21 protein-coding genes and 1 pseudogene are annotated in these 20,871 nt (G+C 40.2%); 15 read left to right on the plus strand and 7 right to left on the minus strand.

The features are described from left to right. Window positions 1-24: 24 nt before the first annotated feature. The gene (locus CWC30_RS00415; protein ID WP_138626117.1) at window positions 25-2,094 is read right to left on the minus strand and encodes a TonB-dependent receptor; all 2,070 of its coding nucleotides are present in this window, start codon (window positions 2,092-2,094) and stop codon (window positions 25-27) included. A 56-nt stretch (window positions 2,095-2,150) separates the two neighbouring features. Beyond that, the gene (locus CWC30_RS00420) at window positions 2,151-2,807 is read right to left on the minus strand and encodes a YoaK family protein (RefSeq protein WP_036979974.1); all 657 of its coding nucleotides are present in this window, start codon (window positions 2,805-2,807) and stop codon (window positions 2,151-2,153) included. 143 nt (window positions 2,808-2,950) lie between these two features. On the opposite strand from CWC30_RS00420, the gene CWC30_RS00425 reads away from it, so the two are divergent. The 4 genes from CWC30_RS00425 (at window position 2,951) to CWC30_RS00440 (ending at window position 5,413) form a co-directional block, all read left to right on the plus strand. After that, on the plus strand, window positions 2,951-3,199 hold the full coding sequence (locus tag CWC30_RS00425; RefSeq protein ID WP_069439242.1) for a TIGR03643 family protein: 249 nt from the start codon (window positions 2,951-2,953) through the stop codon (window positions 3,197-3,199). Between the two features lie 72 nt (window positions 3,200-3,271). Continuing rightward, on the plus strand, window positions 3,272-3,655 hold the full coding sequence (locus CWC30_RS00430; RefSeq protein WP_138626118.1) for a hypothetical protein: 384 nt from the start codon (window positions 3,272-3,274) through the stop codon (window positions 3,653-3,655). A 9-nt stretch (window positions 3,656-3,664) separates the two neighbouring features. Next, window positions 3,665-4,744, plus strand: a complete 1,080-nt coding sequence (locus CWC30_RS00435) for an endonuclease/exonuclease/phosphatase family protein (RefSeq protein ID WP_138626119.1) — start codon at window positions 3,665-3,667, stop codon at window positions 4,742-4,744. A gap of 132 nt (window positions 4,745-4,876) precedes the next feature. Further along, window positions 4,877-5,413: a DUF924 family protein gene (locus tag CWC30_RS00440; protein ID WP_138626120.1), complete on the plus strand. Its 537-nt coding sequence runs from the start codon at window positions 4,877-4,879 to the stop codon at window positions 5,411-5,413. A gap of 70 nt (window positions 5,414-5,483) precedes the next feature. Here the strand turns inward: CWC30_RS00440 and CWC30_RS00445 are convergent, their stop codons facing one another. Beyond that, the gene (locus tag CWC30_RS00445) at window positions 5,484-6,860 is read right to left on the minus strand and encodes an NAD-dependent succinate-semialdehyde dehydrogenase (RefSeq protein WP_138626121.1); all 1,377 of its coding nucleotides are present in this window, start codon (window positions 6,858-6,860) and stop codon (window positions 5,484-5,486) included. A 200-nt stretch (window positions 6,861-7,060) separates the two neighbouring features. Here CWC30_RS00445 and CWC30_RS00450 point away from each other — a divergent pair, with 200 nt between their 5' ends. The 3 genes from CWC30_RS00450 to CWC30_RS00460 all read left to right on the plus strand — a co-directional run bounded on the left by CWC30_RS00450 (window position 7,061) and on the right by CWC30_RS00460 (window position 9,228). Continuing rightward, entirely contained in the window at window positions 7,061-8,095 is a 1,035-nt protein-coding gene (locus CWC30_RS00450) for an NAD(P)H-dependent flavin oxidoreductase (RefSeq protein ID WP_138626122.1), read from the plus strand. A 6-nt stretch (window positions 8,096-8,101) separates the two neighbouring features. After that, window positions 8,102-8,668, plus strand: a complete 567-nt coding sequence (locus CWC30_RS00455) for a Crp/Fnr family transcriptional regulator (protein ID WP_036979957.1) — start codon at window positions 8,102-8,104, stop codon at window positions 8,666-8,668. Window positions 8,669-8,730: 62 nt separating this feature from the next. Next, on the plus strand, window positions 8,731-9,228 hold the full coding sequence (locus tag CWC30_RS00460) for a YgjV family protein (RefSeq protein WP_036979954.1): 498 nt from the start codon (window positions 8,731-8,733) through the stop codon (window positions 9,226-9,228). Window positions 9,229-9,267: 39 nt separating this feature from the next. On the opposite strand, the gene CWC30_RS00465 is transcribed toward CWC30_RS00460, so the two are convergent. Continuing rightward, window positions 9,268-9,783, minus strand: a complete 516-nt coding sequence (locus CWC30_RS00465; protein WP_138626123.1) for an NUDIX hydrolase — start codon at window positions 9,781-9,783, stop codon at window positions 9,268-9,270. A gap of 227 nt (window positions 9,784-10,010) precedes the next feature. On the opposite strand from CWC30_RS00465, the gene CWC30_RS00470 reads away from it, so the two are divergent. The 5 genes from CWC30_RS00470 to CWC30_RS00490 are packed head-to-tail and all read left to right on the plus strand — an operon-like array spanning window position 10,011 to window position 15,531. Further along, window positions 10,011-11,351 carry a sigma-54-dependent transcriptional regulator gene (locus CWC30_RS00470; protein ID WP_036979949.1) on the plus strand — a complete coding sequence of 447 codons (1,341 nt, stop codon included), beginning with the start codon at window positions 10,011-10,013 and terminating at the stop codon, window positions 11,349-11,351. Between the two features lie 17 nt (window positions 11,352-11,368). Continuing rightward, on the plus strand, window positions 11,369-11,578 hold the full coding sequence (locus CWC30_RS00475; RefSeq protein WP_028834349.1) for a hypothetical protein: 210 nt from the start codon (window positions 11,369-11,371) through the stop codon (window positions 11,576-11,578). An 18-nt stretch (window positions 11,579-11,596) separates the two neighbouring features. Beyond that, complete coding sequence (locus tag CWC30_RS00480) at window positions 11,597-13,081, plus strand: sensor histidine kinase (protein ID WP_069439235.1); 1,485 nt, start codon at window positions 11,597-11,599, stop codon at window positions 13,079-13,081. Window position 13,082: 1 nt separating this feature from the next. Continuing rightward, entirely contained in the window at window positions 13,083-13,544 is a 462-nt protein-coding gene (locus tag CWC30_RS00485) for a response regulator (RefSeq protein WP_069439234.1), read from the plus strand. A 25-nt stretch (window positions 13,545-13,569) separates the two neighbouring features. After that, complete coding sequence (locus CWC30_RS00490; RefSeq protein WP_138626124.1) at window positions 13,570-15,531, plus strand: response regulator; 1,962 nt, start codon at window positions 13,570-13,572, stop codon at window positions 15,529-15,531. Between the two features lie 32 nt (window positions 15,532-15,563). Here CWC30_RS00490 and CWC30_RS00495 read toward each other — a convergent pair whose 3' ends face one another. Beyond that, entirely contained in the window at window positions 15,564-15,803 is a 240-nt protein-coding gene (locus tag CWC30_RS00495; protein WP_249929801.1) for a substrate-binding domain-containing protein, read from the minus strand. Here CWC30_RS00495 and tnpC point away from each other — a divergent pair. The 3 genes and pseudogenes from tnpC to CWC30_RS00510 form a co-directional block, all read left to right on the plus strand. Continuing rightward, window positions 15,786-16,982 (plus strand): annotated as a pseudogene (gene tnpC / locus CWC30_RS00500) (IS66 family transposase); the annotation flags it as partial. The gene CWC30_RS00495 and the pseudogene tnpC overlap by 18 nt on opposite strands. A 3-nt stretch (window positions 16,983-16,985) precedes the next feature. After that, window positions 16,986-17,960, plus strand: a complete 975-nt coding sequence (locus CWC30_RS00505) for a putative glycoside hydrolase (protein WP_138626125.1) — start codon at window positions 16,986-16,988, stop codon at window positions 17,958-17,960. A 243-nt stretch (window positions 17,961-18,203) separates the two neighbouring features. Beyond that, window positions 18,204-18,824, plus strand: a complete 621-nt coding sequence (locus tag CWC30_RS00510; RefSeq protein ID WP_138626126.1) for a fumarylacetoacetate hydrolase family protein — start codon at window positions 18,204-18,206, stop codon at window positions 18,822-18,824. On the opposite strand, the gene CWC30_RS00515 is transcribed toward CWC30_RS00510, so the two are convergent. Together CWC30_RS00515 and CWC30_RS00520 are read right to left on the minus strand one after the other, a co-directional pair. Further along, window positions 18,757-19,689, minus strand: a complete 933-nt coding sequence (locus tag CWC30_RS00515; protein WP_138626127.1) for an ABC transporter substrate-binding protein — start codon at window positions 19,687-19,689, stop codon at window positions 18,757-18,759. The genes CWC30_RS00510 and CWC30_RS00515 overlap by 68 nt on opposite strands. A gap of 123 nt (window positions 19,690-19,812) precedes the next feature. Continuing rightward, window positions 19,813-20,865, minus strand: coding sequence for an aldo/keto reductase (locus CWC30_RS00520; protein ID WP_138626128.1), 1,053 nt, complete (start codon window positions 20,863-20,865; stop codon window positions 19,813-19,815). Window positions 20,866-20,871: the final 6 nt, after the last annotated feature.

Genomic DNA, 20,871 nt, shown 5'->3' on the forward strand with positions numbered 1-20,871 from the left:
CAAAGATCAACACGCCCTAGTTGCCTACCAATTATAAGTTGCCGAAATCATGGCATTACGCGGTTTTCCTGGGAAGTAACGCTCGCCAGTAAAACTGGTGTAATCGGCGCGCTCAGCGTAAGCAGTGTCTGTTAGATTTATTATTCGCGCACTGAGTAATAAATGTGGGCTAATTTGCCACTGGCCGCGCAAGCTTAAAATATCGTGGCCTTGATATTCATGTAAGTTTTCAGGGTCGGTAAAGTAGCGGCCCACATAGTGCCATTGCAACGCAAGACTAATACTCTCGTTGGCTTGCCAGTTAAAATCGATATTAGCAACCTTTCGAGGTGCGGTATCAATATCGTTACCTTTAATATTAATGCTGCCAATAATTTGCTCATTCGAGTACGTATGCTTGGCATAGGTGCCTGCAAAATTAACAGATAAATGCTGATTAAAGCTATGCGCTAATTCAAGCTCAATACCGCGATGCCGAGTTTGGCCGTCATTAACAGTAAAAAAGTCACTGTCGCGGTAGATGGTATTGTGCTTGCTCATCGCATACATCGATAAGCCATAGCGAGTATTGTTGTACATCCCTTTAATACCCACCTCAGCATTATTAGCTATTTCTGCGTCTAAGTCGGCAGTACTTTGCTCGCGCTGTAATTGATAGAGTTCAGCCGCTTGGGGGGCTCGATAGCCTCTTGAAAAATTAGCGTATAATGTATTGTTAGTATTAAGCTGATAGCTCACCCCGAGTTTTGGCGAAAGATTACTAAAGCTGTTTTTAGTGCTTTCGGGGCGGCTATAACGACAGCCACCAAAACCACATTCGTTGCCATCCTCTTTTGTACGCCCTGCAAGCATATTATTTTGATAGTCATATTGCATGTGCTCATAACGCAGCCCAGCGGTAATAAGCCAGTCATTAAGCTGCCAATCAATAGCGGCAAATGGAGCGTATAAGGTTGCATCGACTTGGTAATCGTAATGTTTACCTTGCGGCACAGTGGCCACTAAAAACGCAGAGCCTTGGGTGGGGTTATCTTGGGTTTGTAAAAAATCGGCTTGGGTAAACTCACCATCAAAGCCAAGCTTTAAGTTCGTATTGTCGTTCACATAATGTTGATAAAGCGATTGTAGGCCAAACCCCATTTGACTGTTTTTTTCGAGCGGAGTACCGGGTAAAAAGTGTTTGAAAAAGTCCATGCTTTGGTCACGAATATAAGGAGTAACAACCAGTGTGTTCTCACCTAATTGCCAGCTTGCTTTACTCCAAGCCCTAAGCGAACGGGCTTTTCTAAAGGCGTCAGGATCAAAATTTTGCTGTGCAATATCTTCATCTTTATAGCTTTGAAAGCCACTAATATACCCTGCGGTTTGTTGGTCTAAGTCGGTATAGGTCAACCCCGATATTAAACTTAAGTTGTTGTTAGCGTACCGATGTCGCACATTTATTTTTTGTTGTTTAACGCTTTCATCATCTCGGTAACCGCCATCATCGGTAAAGCTGGCATTAATACCGAACCCTGAATTATCCATAGCATGGCCTGCACGCAATTTATAGCGAGCATAACCGTAAGAGCCATAATCAACACCCAGTAAACCACCACCTTGGGTTGTGTCTGGTGTAATGACGTTAATTACGCCATGCACTGCATTTGAGCCATACAGTGCAGAGCCTGGGCCTTTTAATACCTCAATACGCTGTGCCATTTCGCTATGTGCTTCAAACAGCTCATTAATATTGCAAAACCCAGCTGCACGAAGTGCAATACCATCTTCAGCAGTTAAAATCCCTCCACAAGCCCCCGTACCAGAAAGCACCTGCGAGCGCAGGGCGGGTAAATATTCTTGACCATTACCACGTTGTATATTGGCACCTGCAACGCGTTGCAGTGCTTCTTCTACATGGGTAGGGGCTATAAGCTCAAGTTGTGATTCGCTTAATACACTGATCACCAAAGGTAATGGGGTGGAGAGCGCTTCACTACGTGATGCTGTGGTGGTGATACGTTCAATTGATTGCGCGGTATCTTCAGCACACGCACTATTAATTAAACTTAACTGACTGCATAACAATAAAGAGGGTAAATAGTAATATTTCATAAATTCCAGCACATCGGCAAGTTGATAAGTTTAGGGTAGGGGAGTTTGTGAATTGGTTAAAGCACACTCAACCTATAAACCCGATAAGTAATCGATAAAACAATACAAAAAATACCCGGAAAAACTAAAGTGAGCACTGAGTAATGTTTAAATAGCAATACGCCCACCACTCCACCGGTTAAAAAACCGGCAACAATTAATGTAAAGACCAAGCATTTTCTATTGTCAAAAGCTTCTCCTTTTAAGGCTTTACCAAACATCAAACCCAAATCGGTAAAAATACCGGTTAAATGAGTAGTACGCACTACAGCACCGCTGTAGTTAGTGGCTAAAGCATTTTGTAAGCCGCAGGCGGCAGAGGCGAGTGTAAGTGCGTAAGGATATGAATGTTGAAGTAGCTGTGCGCTTACCAGTAGTAAAATACCCTCAATAAATAAGAGCGTATCGTAATGGCGTCCTAACTTAAGTGACCCGCCTGAGAGCATTAAGCCTGTTAATGCCGAGCCAAATATAAAGCTCAGTACAATCGCAATTAAAAATAACGCTGCATTGATGTTGGTAGTAAGTTCAATAGCTAATGAAGTCACCGACCCCGAAACATGAGAAATTGCTTGCTGTTCAAACCCTAATAAACCTACTGCGTTTACCATACCGGCAATAAAAGCGAGGGTAAACGCACCATATTCGACCCACTTAGGTAGTTTTGTAAACATCCTTTTAGCTCCGGTTTCAGTGTGTAGATTAATCATACACTTAATTAAAGTTAATAAATGAAAAGAGGTTATATTTTTAACATCACAAGCAAGTGATGATCGCTAAATTTAACTTTTGCGTATCAACAGAATTTGGAATAAATATGTTTAACCAAGAACAGCAATCACGCATTATAGAAATGGCATGGGAAGATAGAACACCGTTTGAAGCCATTGAAAATCTGTATGGGCTAAATTACTCTCAATTAGTTAATTTTATGCGTGACCACATATCTAGTGGCTCATTTAAAGTATGGCGTAAACGCCATGCCGGGCGTAAAACTAAACACCTAAAGTTGCGCGACCCCGCGATTATACGCAGTCATTGTAAAACACAGTACAAACAGCGCTAACTTTAGGGTTTCATGTGTTGTTCAGGCTTAAGCGTTAATAATCTTCAGTAATAACCACACTGGAGAACAGCCATGAAAACATTAATCAGTATTTTATTAATGGTTTTTGCGCTAACGGCAACAAACGCATTTGCTGTACCACACAAAGACAAACATGCAGGCAAGCATGCGAATAAACACGCAAACAAGCATCACTGGAAAAAGCAAAAAAATAACCAATACCATAATAAAAAATGGCTTTCTAAGAAACAAGCCAAGCAGTTAATTCGTCAAGGGTGGACTCCACCAGGGTGGCACAGATCTTATCATCAAGGTGATATCCTTGAGCATGACATTTATAAGCGTGCTAGAGTAATAGACCGAGAAAGAGACACAGTGCGAGTTGAAATTGATCGCACTATTATTCACCTAGTGCACGACACTCGTGAAATACTCTCTATTTTACAGCGCTATTAGGATTTATAAATGCTCACTGTATTGGTCATAGTTACTGGCTTGTTGTTATTAATAACCTTATTACCCCTGTCATACAGTCAGCATTACTTGATACGAAGTTGCGACTTTGTGCGTTTGCAGGTGTGCTACCTAGCAAGCGCTGTAATTATCGTTGCACTAATAGGTATGTGGCAAATCGACTTAATTGCATACTCACTCGTAGCGGTGGTCGCTTTTGTTATTTTAGTTTTGCAAGCTAAGTGGATTTATCCCTACACTTGGTTTGCTAAAAAAGAAGTATTAACAGCGCCAAAAAGTAGTGATCATAGCATCAGAATCTTATGCGCTAATGTACTGATGTCGAATCGACATAGTGAGCAGTTAATTAACTTAGTCGATAAATATCAGCCCGATTTACTTATCACCTTAGAAAGCGATAGCTGGTGGCAAGATAAGTTATCTGTGCTTAAAAAAAACTACCCTTATCAAGTACAGTGCCCAAAAGATAATCGTTACGGCATGCATGTATTTAGTAAATTTAACATACTCGATGCACAAATTTGTGAACTCATAGAAGATAATATTCCCTCTATTCATATTTTATTTGAAAACCACCAAGGGCTAAAAATGCAGGGGCATTTTATTCATCCCGCGCCACCAAGCCCAACAGAAAAAGATTCATCGCGTCCGCGCGATAGCGAACTAATAATGGTGGCTAAAGCGCTTAAAAATCCAAGCCGCCCAACGATAGTCGCCGGCGATTTAAATGATGTAGCTTGGTCACGCAGCACCCGTTTATTTATGCAAATCAGTGGCTTTTTAGACCCACGTAAAGGACGGGGCTTTTATAACACTTTTCATGCTGGTTACTTTTTTATGCGCTGGCCGCTCGATCACTTATTTCACTCTACAGGTTTTACTGTAAAGCGTATCAAACGTGTTGCTAAATATGGCTCCGATCACTTTGCTCTGCTTACCGAACTTGTTTATGAAGATGCTAATCAGCAATCACTCGAAACAAAGCCCAGCGAGCTTAAACAGCAAGACATACAAGAGCTTGCTATGAGCAAAGCCGATAAACGTAAAGTGCCTAGGTTTGAAAAAGGCTAGATTAAGTACAGGTGTTAGGTTAAAGGCTTTAGGCGAAAGGCAAAGTTAATACATTAGGGTCGTGCTTTTAAATTTGCGGGATTTTATATAGCGAGCTATTTAGTTGAGTGTTAATTAACAAAGAGATTCATTATGTTTAATAAAATTATCGACTTTTGGTTTACTGAGCTTGAGCCAAAGCAGTGGTGGCAAAAAGACGAGGCGTTTGATTTGATGATTGAGGCTCGTTTTGGCCAATTACACCAGCAAGCGAGTGCGAGTGAGTTATTTCAATGGCGTGAGAGTGCATTAGGCAGCCTAGCTGAAATTATCGTGCTTGATCAGTTCTCGCGAAATATTTATCGTGACAAGCCAGCATCATTCGCCTGTGATTCAATGGCTTTAGCGTTAGCACAATCGGCCATTAAAAAAGGGTTTGATAAGAGGTTGACGGATGAGCAGCGAGTATTTTTGTATATGCCTTTTATGCACAGCGAATCGCAGTTAATTCATAAGGAAGCAGTCCGGTTATTTAAGGCGTTAGGTATTCAAAATAACTTAGACTTTGAGTATCAACATAAAGCGATTATCGATAGATTTAATCGTTACCCGCATCGTAATAAAATACTGGGGCGGGAGTCTACAGAAGAAGAACGCGAGTTTTTAAAACAGCCCAATTCAGGTTTTTAGATTTATCAGGCAAAAAACACCGCGCTTATTACAAGCGCGGTGTTTAGTTTTATTAACCAGATACCTGATATTAGCTATTAATCATGATGCTTTTAACATTCACAAACTCGCGAATACCAAAGCCGCCATGTTCTCTGCCATAGCCACTGTCTTTAACACCGCCAAATGGTAGGTTCGGTTGTGCGAGTCCGTAACCGTTTATGTTGATCATACCGGTATCAAAATGCTTTTTAGCCAGCTCAATGGCTTTTTTCTCATCTTTTGAAAAGATACCGCCGCCTAGTCCATAACGGGAGTCGTTGGCAATACGCATAGCGTCGTCATTATCTTTGGCTTTAATCAAAGATGCCACAGGGCCAAATAATTCGTCATCATATGCAGGCATCCCTGGTGATAAATTTTCTAGTACTGTAGGTGGGTAGTAATAGCCTGTTTGCTGCGGAATTTCGCCGCCTACAATTACTTTTGCGCCTGCATTTACCGAGTCTTGCACTTGCTGATGAATTTTGTCGCGTAAATCTTCTCGTGCCATAGGGCCCAGTTCAGTATCTTTATCCATAGGGTCGCCCATTTTAATTGCTTTAAATTGCTGGCTCAGTGCTTCTTTAAAGTCATTGTATAATGAGTCAACTACCACAAAACGCTTGGCAGCCACACAGGTTTGGCCATTGTTAATAATGCGGCCCTGCAAACAGGTTTTAACTGCCAGTGCGAGGTCAGCATCATCAAGTACAACATAAGCGTCATTACTACCCAGTTCTAGTACGGTTTTTTTAACGTGCTTACCGGCCTGCTCAGCTACTTTTTTGCCTGTGCCATCACTTCCTGTGAAGGTAACGCCACTAATGTGTTTATGAGAGATAAGTGCGCTGGCTGTTTTTCCATCAATTAGTAAGTTACTAAAGCAATGCTCAGGGAACCCAGCTTGTTTAAATAAGGTATCTATTTTTTCAGCCATACCAAACACATTGCCCGCGTGTTTTAATACCGTGGTATTACCCGCCATAATATTTGCGGCACTGTATCTAATAACTTGATAAAGTGGGAAGTTCCATGGCTGAATACCTAGCAACACGCCAGTGGGGCGATAACTTATAATTGCACGACCGCCATGCATATCGCGTTCTTCGTCGCTCAGCATATCGGCGCCATGTTCTGCGGTATAACGGCAAATGTCAGCACAAAGCTGCACTTCTTGAAAGCCTTGTTCGTACACTTTACCCATTTCTTCGGTCATCAGTTTAGCAAGCGCTTCTTTTTGCTCTTCAAATAAAGAGGCTAGCTTATTCAGGTATTTAGCGCGCTCAGTAAACGAGGTTAATCGCCATGTTAAGTATGTTTCATGAGACTTTTCGATCACTTGTTCTGCTTGAGCTTGAGAAAGCAGCGTATAGCTATTGATGACTTGCTCAGTTGCTGGATTGATCGTATCTACTGTGTTACTCATTTTACCTCCTAACAAATTATGTAATAGGGTAGGTGCAAAACCAAAGCCAGTTGGGTGATAGTTTATAATAGTTCATAACTTTTTGTTAATAATGGTTTTTATATTACTTCATACAAAAATCTAGATTTTGTTTGTTCGTTGTTTTTGCTATGGTTCTGTAAATACTGCAAGTTGTTGAAAAAGTTACAGGGAGTAGTTAGATGATACAGTCATTGTTTAATATCGATTTACCTCTTATTCAAGCGCCCATGGCGGGCGTACAAAGCGTTGAGTTGGCTGCAAGCGTTTGTGAAGCTGGCGGGCTAGGGTCGTTGCCTTGCGCTATGTTAACGCCAGCACAGTTAGTTGAACAGCTCGACATGCTTACTCAAAAAACAGATAAACCATTTAATCTAAACTTTTTTTGTCACACGGTTACAGATTACACCAGCCAACAAAAGCAGCAATGGCATAATATGCTGACCCCTTATTTTGCAGAGTATGAAATTGATCCGCAAAGTTTAACCGCAGAGGCATCCCGTCAGCCTATAAACCAAGCCGTTGTAGATATTATTGCTCCCTATAAACCTGCAGTTGTGAGTTTTCATTTTGGTTTACCTGAGCACGCTATTGTGGCGCAAATAAAAAACTGGGGCGCTAAAGTAATTTCAACGGCGACCACTTTAGATGAAGCTATTTGGCTCAGTGAAAATGGCGCTGATGCTGTTATTGCTCAAGGTTTAGAAGCTGGTGGGCATCGAGGGCATTTTTTATCAATGGATTTAAGCTTGCAACAAACCACTGAGCAGTTAGTTAAGCGTTGTGTTGAGCATTTATCATTACCGATTATTGCTGCAGGAGGTATTGCAATGCCAGATGATGTAAAGCATATGAAAGCGCTGGGGGTAAGTGGAGTTCAAGTTGGTAGCGCTTATTTATTATGTAAAGAGGCAAAAACATCTGCTTTACATCAGCAAGCTATTTTAGAGCAGGCTCAAGATAGCACCGCGCTTACTACTTTGTTCTCTGGTCGAGCCGCGCGGGGTATTCAAAACCGCGTCATGCTCGAGTTAGGTACTATGCCTGAGGGCGTGCCTTCGTTTCCTCACGCTAGTAGCGCAATAACAGCATTAAGAACATGCGCTGAAAAAGCAGGCCAAAGTGATTTTTCGCCTTTATGGTGTGGTCAGAAGTATGTGCCTAGGGTGGGGGTATCAGCTGCGGATATTACGCATATTTTAATGGAAAAATGGTAATGTTTAATGTCTGACAACCCACTTTTATCGCTTGGCGATAGTTACGAAGTGCTTATAAATAAGCTTAAATCACAATTGGCAGGTATTTACCCTCAACAGCTTGTCGCGCGCAATACCGTGTTATTGCCCCAAGGCGATGTACAGCGTTATGGCTATTTAATTATGGAGGGGGTTTTAGGTGCTATTCATGATGATATTGATGGCGGGCAAAAATGCAAAGAGTTTTATTTTAAAAATGAGTTTGCATTGCTGTTTGCCAATTGGATGACCTCAAGCCCCGCTTTTTATCAATTAAAAGTAATTAATGAGGCAAGTGTAATTAAAGTACCGCTAACACTATTTGAGCAAGCACAGTACCAACTCATTAAGCAGCAGCTCATTGCGCAGCAACTAATATTTAAAGAAGCCAAAGAAGCATTTTTATTACTCAACAGCCCCGAGCAGCGATACTGTTACTTGCTTAAACATAAACCGCATTGGTTGGCGCAGTTAAGCTTAAGCCAAGTGGCTATGTATATAGGTATTTCGGCCATTTCGTTATCACGAATTCGTAAGCGACTTAACTTAAGTTAAGTGCTGTTTATATAAAGCACTATACACTCCTCATTTTTATGCCTTAAGTGCCTTGGAGTGTTATGTTTTTAATTGCCCAATCATTGGTTGCCGTCGCGACTTTACTCGACTTAGCTTCATTTCAGTTTAAGTCCCGACGCATTATCTTATGTTGTTTATTTACCTCTGTGTTATTAACCTCAGTCCACTTTTTTATTTTGGGTTATAACAGTGCCGCCTGCTTAATGCTTATTGCCGCGTTACGTTATTTTTACTGCATATACTTTAAGCATACTTGGGTCATGTTTGGATTTATGGCAGTGAGTTGTTTAGCCGTTTATTTAACATGGCAAGATTGGTTTAGTGGCTTTGCGCTGGTGGCGACATTAATACAAACCATTGCTTCATTTCAAAATAGAGACTTGCACTTAAGGTTATGTATGGTGGTGGGAACCTCTTTTTGGATAACGCATAATATTTTTGCTGGCTCCCCTGTGGCAATAATTATGGAAAGCCTATTTTTAAGTAGTAACTTATTTGGTTTATATCGATTTTATATTAGTAAAAAAAAGTCTTGCTGAACCTCAAATAGGAACGTAAAATGCAGCAATGTAAACTTATTAAAAGAACTGTTTGGCAATTTCTTTTAATAAAAAGGTTTCTCGAATAATCGACAATCCTTGTTTATCGCTATTAGCTAATGTGCGTTCGTTGTGAGCTATCGCCTCAAAAATATTTACCCATTTAGCTTGCATACCATTTTGTTGCTCATAGTGCTCAAGCTGTGCTTGGCCGAGTTGTTCGTTAATTTCGCATACATAACAGTATGACTTTATATGAATAATATCAAAGTCATCTTTGTACCAAGGACGATATTCTTCATAGAGGCCAAACTCACTGCAAATTTTTATATTTTGCGCGCCAGTTTCTTCATTAAGCTCTCTGATAAGTCCTTGTTCAATGCTTTCATTTGAGTCTATGCCACCACCGGGTAAACTGAAATCGTCATAGCGCTGAGTGTACATTAATAAAATATGCTGTTGTTTAAATACAATTGCGCGAGCAGTAGGGCGAGTAAACTGACAACCATGAGTAATATTAATAGTGGGGTGAATAGTGGTTTTTAATAAGCGCATAACGACTCCAACAATAAAGGTAAATTATATCAGCTGGTTATATTAATTACTTCATTGTTAAAAAGTAATTAGCTGCAAAGCTTGTTAATTTCAGCGCTTATACATATATCTTTAGTTATAATAGCGAATTATAAAAAAATAAAATGTCATTGTTTTGACCATGCTCTGTATATCTTTCATTTGTTGAAAGGGGTGAGTAGAATAATAAAAAAGCATAGGGATTAATCATGTTAAATATACTTTTAGTTGATGACGACATCGAATTTAGTGATGTTATTTGTCACATTGTTGAGTTTCTTGGGCATAATATTCAAACTGCAACCAGTTTAGAAGAAGCGCATCAGTGGTTTGAGAATAATTCCTTTGATCATATATTACTGGATTTCATGTTACCCGATGGTAGCGGCTTGCACTTATTAGATCATTTGAAAATGATTGGTCAATCTCCTAAAGTCACGCTTATTTCAGGGCACCCATCGGTTAAGGGGATTTTAGCCGATATGTGTGAGCCCAATGTAACGCATTTATTAAAGCCGCTGCAGCGAGAAGATTTAGAACTGGTTTTAAATGGTTCTAAAAAAACTGTTAAAAAAGCTAAGAAAAACGCTATCACCCATCATTTTGATACCTTAATTGGTGAATCTGAGGCAATGCAAAAGCTCTATACTATGATAGAACGTGTTGCTAAAACACAGGCTAACGTAATGTTAGTAGGTGAAAGTGGTGCCGGTAAAGAAGTGGTTGCACAAGCGATTCATAATGCCAGTCAATGCGAAGGACCTTTAGTTGCTAGCAACTGTGGCGCCCTTTCAAAAGAGCTTATTGGCAGTGAATTATTTGGTCATGAAAAAGGTGCCTTTACAGGGGCGATAGCCCGCAAAGAGGGCGTGTTTGAACAGGCAAATAATGGCACCTTATTTTTAGATGAAGTCACTGAAATGCCCATTGGCATGCAGCCTAATTTATTGCGCGTATTAGAAACAAAAAAAGTAACAAGGGTAGGTGGCAACCGAGAAATTCCAACTAACTGCCGCGTTATTTCTGCGACCAACCGTTCTTTAATCGATTTAGCCCAAAATAATATTTTACGTGAAGATATTTACTTTAGGCTTGCCGTATTTCCTATTGATATACCGCCATTACGTGAACGAAAAGACGATATTCCATTACTGGCAAAAGTTTTTTTAGAGCAGTTAAATGACGAAAATGGCACTGCTTTTAGCTGGACGAACGAGCAACTTAAAGAGCTTCAAACGTACGACTGGCCAGGTAATGTACGCGAACTTCGTCACGCTATTCACCGCGCTTTTATTATGAGCGATCCACAAACAAGCGATGTGGCACTGCCAAATAACCTAGAGTCACCTTTTTCACGAGTAAATAATCAAGCTCAGGAAAATCAGGTTTCTGCAGGGCAAACCATTGAAGAAGTTGAAAAAGAGCTTATTCATGCAACACTCGATAAAGTACAAGGTAATAAAACATTGGCTGCACAAATGTTAGGTATAAGTACTAAAACGCTTTATAACCGCCTTAACGCATATGGTGGCATTGGCGAATATAAATAAAATAACATGAGGATAGTATGGCATTAACTAAACAAATAAAGCCTTTAAACGAACTAGTACATGATGCGCGAGCACCGTTAAATCGTATTTCAATGAATGCTGAGCTTATCAAGCTAGTACTTGAAAACGATATGCCCGTCGAAAAAGCACTCGAGGCACTCGATAAAATAATTGTTAATTGCCAAGCATGTAGTGACAGTTTACAGCTTATTTCAGACTCAAAATAATAAAAACCAGGACGATAAATGATTAAACGCAAACAGCAAGGCAAAGCAAATGTTATATGGGCGTTATTTATCTCCATAATACTATGCATTATTGTAGGTAATGCATTTTTAGCGGTTAATACCATACAAGGCTTAACGCGTACTCAGCAAAGTTTAGATAATACTAATATGCTAAGTACAGCCATTGAGCAAATGCATCTCTCTGTAGTGCAGGCTGAATCAGGGCAGCGCGGGTATTTATTAACGCAGGACGATGATTACTTAGTTCCCTATTACGATGCGATTGCACAAATTGAATCGCAAACCGATTATGTTCGCTCTTTAAACTCTGAAATTGAGGGGCAAGCTGAGCGTATTGCAACGTTAATTTTATTAGTTGATAGTAAAATTGCTGAGCTTAAAAGCACAGTTCAATTAGCATTAAATGACAAAGAAGAACGTGCAATGCTCATACTCAACTCTCATAAAGGGCGTGACCTATACCGAGAGATTCGTGTACTTGTTAATGATATTCAAGATCGAGAGCTGTTATTTAAAGTCAGTCACTTTTCTAAATTAGCGCAAATAAAAAACGAGGCAAAAATCACTTTTGCAATTACAGCCATCACGAGTGCTTTACTTATTGGTGGTATGTTTTTACTTGCGCGGCTTAACTTAAAAAATGCGGCGGTATATCGAGCTGAGCTCGAAATGCAAAACGAAACCTTAGCCAGTAAAGTGACCGAACGTACCCAAGAACTTACGTTATATTCTGATGAGTTAAGTCGCAGTAACCGTGAGTTAGAAGAGTTTGCTTTTGTTGCCAGTCATGACTTGCAAGAGCCGCTGAGAAAAATTCAAGCATTTAGCGATCGTCTTGAAAGCATGTTTAAAGACGAGTTAGGTGAAAAAGGAACTGACTACATTGCTCGAATGAAAAATGCTGCGCAGCGCATGTCTAATTTAATTAATGATTTATTAGAGTTCTCTCGAGTAACAACTCGAGGTAAAGATTTTACCGACACCAATCTAAATAGCATACTTAATGATGTTTTAAGCGATTTAGAAATAGCCATTAACGAGTCTAATGCGCAAGTGATAACGGTTGATATGCCAATCATTCAGGCTGATCCGAGTCAAATGCATCAGCTGTTTTTAAACTTAATTTCAAATGCTGTTAAGTTTAGAGCGCCTAACGTAAACCCTGTTATTGATATTAGCTTTGAACGAATTAGCGAGTTTAGTGAAGACCATAATAGTAAAGTAAGTTGGCATGTTATTACTGTAAAAGATAATGGTATCGGCTTTTCAGCTGAGTATGCAGATAAAATATTTGTGCCATTTCAGCGTTTACATGGGCGTTCTCAATATAAAGGAACCGGCGTTGGATTATCTGTATGTCGCAGAATTGTAGAGCGACATGGAGGAACTATTACAGCAATAAGCACCCCTAACGAAGGCGCAACCTTCATTATTAAACTACCTGTGGATGCAGAGTTATTCACATTACAAGGAGAGGCATAATATGCCATTAACAAACGTAAAACCCATTACCATTTTAATGGCAGACGATGATGAAGATGATCGTTTATTAACCCAAGATGCTCTCGCTGAAAGTCGCGTTTTAAATGAATTACACTTTGTTGAAGACGGTGTAGAGCTTTTAGAGTATTTAGAGCGTACAGGCAAGTTTGAAGATAAAACCCTGTCACCAAGACCTGGCTTGATTTTACTCGACTTAAACATGCCGAGAATGGATGGACGTGAAGCACTTCAAGCGATTAAAGCCAACCCTAATTTAAAAGGTATTCCCGTTGTTATTTTAACTACTTCAAAGCAAGAAGAGGATATGGTTAAAGGTTACGATTTAGGTGCGGCGTCATATATTACCAAGCCAGTAACTTTTGATGGTTTAGTTGAGTTGATGAAAACGTTAGGTAAATACTGGGTTGAATTTGTAGAGCTACCAAGCACGTTTAACGATTAAGCATATAATTAAAATAGGAGACGCTATGTTAGCAAAGGCAACGAAACTGCTATTGGTTGAAGATGATGAAGATGATTATATTCTTACTCGTGACTATTTAGAGCAGCTCAGTTCCCATGTGTTTAACATAGAGTGGATAAGCTCTCCTGAGCAGGCAATACATGTACTAAGTAAAAATGAGCATGATATTTGCCTGCTTGACTATCGCTTAGGTGCCTCAGATGGCTTAAGTGTTTTAAAGCAAGCGATTAAGAATGGCTTTTGTGGGCCTATTATCATGTTAACGGGGCAATCTAACGATGCGCTAGATTCGGCTGCGCTTGATGCTGGTGCGGTTGATTACTTAGTTAAAAGTGAAATGAGTGGTAGCCGGTTTGCCCGTTCTATTCGTTATGCTTTAGCGCGCCGCGATGTAGAAGATGAGCGAGTTGAACGTTTAAAAGCGGAGGCTGAAAACCGTTCAAAAGACCGCTTTTTAGCGCATTTAAGCCACGAACTACGAACTCCCTTGTCGTCTATTTTAGGCTATACCGAACTACTTATGCTCAGTGATTTTAGCAAGCAAGCTGAAAATGAGTTGGGTGTTATTTATCGTAATGGCAAGCACTTATTGAGCTTACTGAATGATGTTTTAGATTTATCTAAAATTGCAGTCGATAAGCTTGAGCTAAGCTTAGGGGATGTTAATCTTGATAGCCTAATGGCCGACGTGTTTACGCTAATGCGTGTATCAGCCCTTGATAAAGGTTTATCATTAAAATTTGAATCACTGGAGCCTTTGCCATTAGTTATTCGTGTAGATGCTACTCGGGTTCGACAAATTCTCATTAACCTGATCAATAATGCGATAAAATTTACCGAGCAAGGCGAAATTATCGTTAACGCATGGACAGAGACGGTGGCTGATCGTGAAATGCTCTTTTTTAGCATTAAAGATTCAGGCTTGGGTATTGCTCCAGAAAAACAAGCACTCATCTTTAAGCCTTTTGAGCAAATTGCCGATGTCGAGTCGCGCTCAGTAGGTGGTGCAGGCTTGGGATTAGCTATTTGTTCTGAGCTACTTAGTCGTATGCAGGGCACCATTTCATTAGATTCTTATGTAGGTGAGGGCTCAACGTTTACCATTTCCTTATACCCTGGTGATATCAGACAGGTAGAGCGCAATTTATTAAAACTTGATTTAACCCCCAACATGCAGCAAAAAGTAGCGCCATGCGAAGTAAGTGGCAAAGTGTTGGTGGTGGATGACTTACGCGATTTACGTGTGTTAGTTGGCCATTTAATTGGCTCAGCGGGTGCTGATGTAGATTATGCTGATAATGGCAAACAAGCGCTTGATAAGGTTAAAAAGCAACTCGCAGAGGGGCGCGCCGCTTACGATATTATATTTTTAGATATTCATATGCCGGTGATGGGTGGGAAAGAAGCTGCCATTGAACTTAGAAAGTTAGGGTTTAAAGGGGCGATTATTGCTTTAACCGCGGCCACCATGAAAGGTATTCATAACGAACTAACCGCGCTAGGGTTTGATGATATGATTGCTAAACCTGTGGATTCCAACTTACTTTACCAATGCTTAGAGTCAGCGCTGGGGAAAAAAACACAACGTGTTTCATCGATACAACCAACGCCAAAACATAATACTAATATAAAGCGTTTTTTATTAGTGGAAGACGATGCTGATGCCGCACAAATAACTCAGCTTTTATTAGAAAGCTTGGATGTAGAAACCACTATTGCAACTAGTATAGAGGCGTGTTGTACAGCGCTTAAACAAGACAGTAATTACGACAAAGTATTACTCGATATGCATTTACCCGATGGTTCAGGTTTAGAGCTTGCTGGGTTTATTAAAGAACACTATCCCGATATTCAACGAGTTATTATTAGTGGAATGGAGCCTGATGCCGTACACATTAGGCAGCTAGAAATAGAGCAAGTTTTGCTTAAACCAATAAACTTGGCGCTATTAAGTAAACTTGTTTAACGCCACTATTTGCCAATTTATATAATAATTAGCTAGGTAATATTAACGACTGATTGGCGTATGACTAATTCGGGCTGAAATAAAGTTTGAATAGGCTGTACGCTTTTTTGATATACAAGGCTCAGTACCCACTGTGCAGCTACTTTACCCATTTCATCTATTGGGTAATTAATAGTGCTTAAAGGGGGGTATACATGGCGGGTAAAGAACACGTTATCGTAGCCTATTATTGAAAGTTGTGCGGGTAGTTCACCCGTGAGAAAGTGATTCATGACATTGCCGAAGAAGACAAGGTGTGTAACTGCTGTGGTAATGAGTTGTATAAAATGGGTGAAGACGTCAGCGAAAAGCTCGACTTCGTCCCCGCAAAGATAAAAGTCATTGAGCATATTCGCCCAAAGTACGCGTGTCGTGAATGTGATAAGTCAGGGTCGAATAACAGTATTAAACAAGCCAAGATGCCAAACATGGCCATCAACAAAGGCATGGCCACGTCCAGTTTGTTAAGTCAAATTTGACAAGAGTCGATGTTCAAGCAATACGGCATTGAGCTTAGCCGTAAAACCATGAGTGACTGGGTACTCGCATCCACTACCTTGTTTGAACCGCTGATACAACGACTGAAACACGCGTTACTTAAACAGCCTGCGATACATGCCAATGAAACGACGGTCAATGTGCTCAACGCCGACAAAGTAAAAAGTTACATGTGGCTATATTGTACCGGCACGGATTCGCCATCGGCTATAAATAAACACAACCCAATACCAAACATTGTGCTTTACGACTATCAAACCAGTCGGGCAGCTTCCTGTGTGGTTAATTATCTGGATGACTATTCGGGCTATTTACAGGATGATGGTTATCAAGCGTATGCACAAACGCAATCAACACTCGTTGGTTGCTAGGCCCATGCACGTCGTAAATTTATAGAAGCAAAACACGTGCAGGGTAAAAACAAGACAGGCAAAGCCGACGTAGTCTTGAGTCTCATTCAAAAACTGTACGGCATTGAATCAAAACTCAACGATAAAACACCAGCACAAAAGCATGAAATAAGGCAAGAGCAAGCGAAACCTATTATCGATAAACTGCATAAATGGCTAGAGCAAAATCAGCCACGTTTAGTCGGGAAAACCAAGTTAGCAGAGGCAGCAACCTATCTCGCTAATCAATGGCATAAGCTTATAGTTTACCTTGAAAATGGTCAGCTTAATATCGACAATAACCGCGCCGAGCGCGCTATCAAACCATTTGTTATCGGCCGTAATAACTGGATGTTTAGCCAAACCTCACGCGGCGCAATAGTAAGCGCTCACCTATACAGCATCATCGAAACTGCAAGATCCAACGGCTTAACGCCATTTGATTACATCATGCATTGCCTCGATGAGCTTTGTCAGTCTGAGCCAGACATAGAACAATTATTGCCTTGGAATATCAATATCTAGGTGATGATCACCGGACGTTTACCATACGCAGAAGTTAATGGTGATGTTGATAACCTCGAATACCAGCGCGGTAATCAAAGCGACTTAGCGCTACTGCGTAAGTTTAAAGATGCGGGAATCCCTGTTGTTTCATTATTTATAAGCGGTCGCCCTATGTGGGTTAATGCTGAGCTTAACGCCAGTGATGCGTTCGTTGCTATTTGGCTTCTAGGTAGTGAAGGCGATGCAATTAGTGATGTCTTGTTTAAAAATGCAGACGGTTCAATTAATCATGACTTTAAAGGCAAGCTATCGTTTTCCTGGCCTAATAATCCAATCGATAATGAAAACCGTAACGACGGAGGTTACAGTCCATTACTTCCTTATGGTTTTGGTTTAACTTACAACGATAGTAATGTCTTAAAAGATGACCTGGTGGAGCAAACTCAACAGACTGAAAAACTGGATGATTTAGTATTGTTTGAGCGTGCAATTAAAGCACCGTGGTCACTGGTTTTAAAAAGTGGTGAGCAACAAAAAACGGTGGCGAGCAGTCGCGAGTCATTAGGTGCGGTGAGCATCCAAACATTTGATAAAGAGGTGCAAGAAGATGCCCGTGCAATTCGTTTTAATGGCCAAGCGATGGCTGGGGTTAATTTAGCGGCTGCGTTTCCATCTGACTTACGTTCATACGTTGAAAACAATGGCCAACTGCAAATGCAAATTAAAGTAGATAAAGCCGCAGCTAGTCCGTTATGGGTTGGTATGGGGTGTGGTGAGAATTGTCAGGGTAAGTTTGATATTGCTGATAACCTTGAGCAATCAGGTCAATGGCAAACATTAAACATCAACTTAAGTTGTTTTGCAGAGCAAGGTGTTGATTTAGCACAAGTGTTCCCCCCTTGGCAGTTAAGCTCGCAAGGTGATTGGCATGTATCTATTGCTAAGCTGGCTATTACAGCAAATGCTGCCGAGCAAAGTAGTGTTACTTGTAAGTAGTCAATAACCTATTAATAATCTATCAATAAGCAGGTACTAAATGTACCTGTTTATTGCTTTAAAAACGGGTATACAAAAACCTACCAAATTATACACGTCTACTTTTTATTTCAGTCTGTATCATTGATTATATTTAGCTCAGTAGTAGTCATAAAAGCATGATAAAACTGTATTCGCTTTTGCGTTAATAATTTGAGAGTATGCCAAAATATTAAACGCGTTGTGTAATTAACAGGTGATAGAATGAATCAAATAAAGCTGGCTTCGCAGAGCATACAACCTTCAAAAATAGTCTGTGTGGGGCGTAATTACAGTGCGCATATTGCTGAATTAAACAACGAACACCCAGAGCAAATGGTGGTTTTTAATAAGCCTAATAGCGCGATCACTGATACCTTACTCGCTACTCATCTTGGCGATACATTGCACTACGAAACAGAGTTATGCTTTGCGGTTAAAAAGAAACAACTTGTGGGCGTGGGCATTGGACTTGATTTGACTAAACGCGCTTTGCAAAGCAGCTTAAAAGAAAAAGGCCTGCCGTGGGAGCGTGCTAAAGCATTTGACGGTTCAGTTTTATTTAGTGAGTTTATTGAATTAACGCCAGAGATGACATCGTTTATATTTGAATTACATATTGATGGCAAGCCGGTTCAACATGGTGATAGCCAACTTATGTTGCACCAACCTGCACAAATATTGGCTGAGGTTAGTCAGTTTATGAGCCTCGAAGAAGGCGACATTATTATGACTGGCACGCCTGCTGGCGTAGGGATGGTTAGTACTGGGCGAGAGTTTAACGTTGCTCTTTATTCTGGTCAGCAGTGTTTATTGGAGCATCATTGGTCTGTGAGTCAAAGTTAATTATGTGTTGATAATATTGTTTATCAAAATTATCGATATGTTCACTTAGCCAGTGTCGCTGGCTTAGTTGATGAGCCGCTGATTCTAGTATGGTACTTTCTAATGCCGCATTAATTTTCTTAATTGCCTGATTAGCAAAATCATTAGGTGCATTAGTCGCACAGCCTACAGCTCCTTTGATTAATGAGCGCGTATTTTGAGCTATGGGGATACTAACGATTTTTATAGGGTGTTGTTGCTGGTTAAGGTAACTGGCCATAAAAGGGTAATCGAGCGAGTAGTCTAAAAAGCCATGCCTCAACCTATCGATCACAACGCCACTCTCATTATCACTACTTAAGCTCAAGGACACGTTATGATGGCTCAAAGAGTTTTCAATAATCATATTTATGTGTGGTGAAAAACGTCGTGCTGCGGCTTGTCCATAGGTAAAGCGTTCATCGCTAAGTAAACTAATTAAATTTATAGGATTACCATGTGCTTTAGTAAGTGTTTCTGCTTTTTGGTTAGTTGTAATAATACTAAACTCAGGGTAGATAGAAGTAGGACGTGAGTATGTATAGACTTCGTTGGTACTCTTTTTATGGATTACGCATGGAAAGCAGACATTTTTGCCTTCTTTGATATATTTATTAATTCGTTTTTGTGGAACAAATAATCGAGTATGTTTTACATCCTTTATACTACTGATTAGTTGCTTAGTTAAATTATCACACAAGCCCATTTGAGTATTCTCTGAGTCTAAGTGAAAAGGTGGTGTGTTGCTTTGTAGCCATAAAATTTCAGTAAGCTGATTTTTAGATTGGCTAATACTGTTACTCGAGAATATTAAAAATAGCAGGCAGAAATAACGAGCTGTATCCATAAAAAGCTGATAATTCTTTATTAAATGACTGTATTTAATTATACCTCAGCGCTTAAAAAATAAACATAAAGAATAGCAAAGAATCAACATTATTGAATAACATTTACCCTTTGCTTAATTTCATTAGTAAGGCATTGGATTATTTCTAAATATGATATCAATCGCTGATAACACGTCATCGCTCAGTGTTAGATCAAACGCATCAATGTCTTCCTTTAATTGCGCCATAGTAGTGGCACCAATGATAGATGATGTCACTCCATCAACTTGATTACACCAAGCCAGCGCTAATTGAGCTGGGGTGATAGCGTGTGCATGGGCAAGTTCAACATACTCTTTGGACGCCTGTTGTGATTGTGGCGTATCACGAAAAATACCGTTACGCTGCATAAATGTCCAGCGGGAGCCTTCAGGGCGTGCTCCATTTAGGTATTTACCGGTTAATAGCCCTGCGGCCAATGGTGACCAAGGTAAATAAGCAATATCTTCATGTACACATTGTTCTATTAAATAAGGCCAATCTTTGGCATGTACTAGGCTAAACTCGTTTTGGATAGACACCATTTTTGGCAAGTTATGCTCTTTTGCTAAATTTAAAAATTGGCTAATTCCCCAAGGCGTATCATCAGAAAGCCCACAATGCTTAATTTTTCCTGCTTTAACACACGCATCTAACCCCTCTAAAATATCAAGCATATCAGCGGTGTGTTGTTTTGCATCTACCTCGGTAAATTTAAGCATACCAGGCCATTGCCTAGCAAAGTGAGGGGTACGGCGATTTGGCCAGTGTAGCTGGTATAAATCAATATAGTCGGTTTGTAGGCGTTTTAGAGAATGATCAACCGCATCAATAACAGCTTGGCGGGTAATATTGCCGCCATCACGTACCCAAGAAAGTCCATTCCCTGCAATTTTAGTTGCAATAACAATGTCTTTTCGTTTTTGTGAATTACGTGCTATCCAATTGCCTATAATTTCTTCTGTTTTACCGTAGGTATCGGGAGAGGGAGGAACAGCATACATTTCTGCTGTATCAATAAAGTTCACACCCTGCTCAAGCGCATAGGCTATCTGTTGGTCGGCATCATGTTGGGTGTTTTGTACTCCCCAGGTCATGCTACCTAAACACACTCTTGAAACGCTAACACCACTACTGCCTAATTGACTATATTGCATTGCTAA

It is taken from the genome of Pseudoalteromonas sp. S4741, from assembly GCF_005886135.1.
Classification (GTDB): domain Bacteria; phylum Pseudomonadota; class Gammaproteobacteria; order Enterobacterales; family Alteromonadaceae; genus Pseudoalteromonas; species Pseudoalteromonas tetraodonis.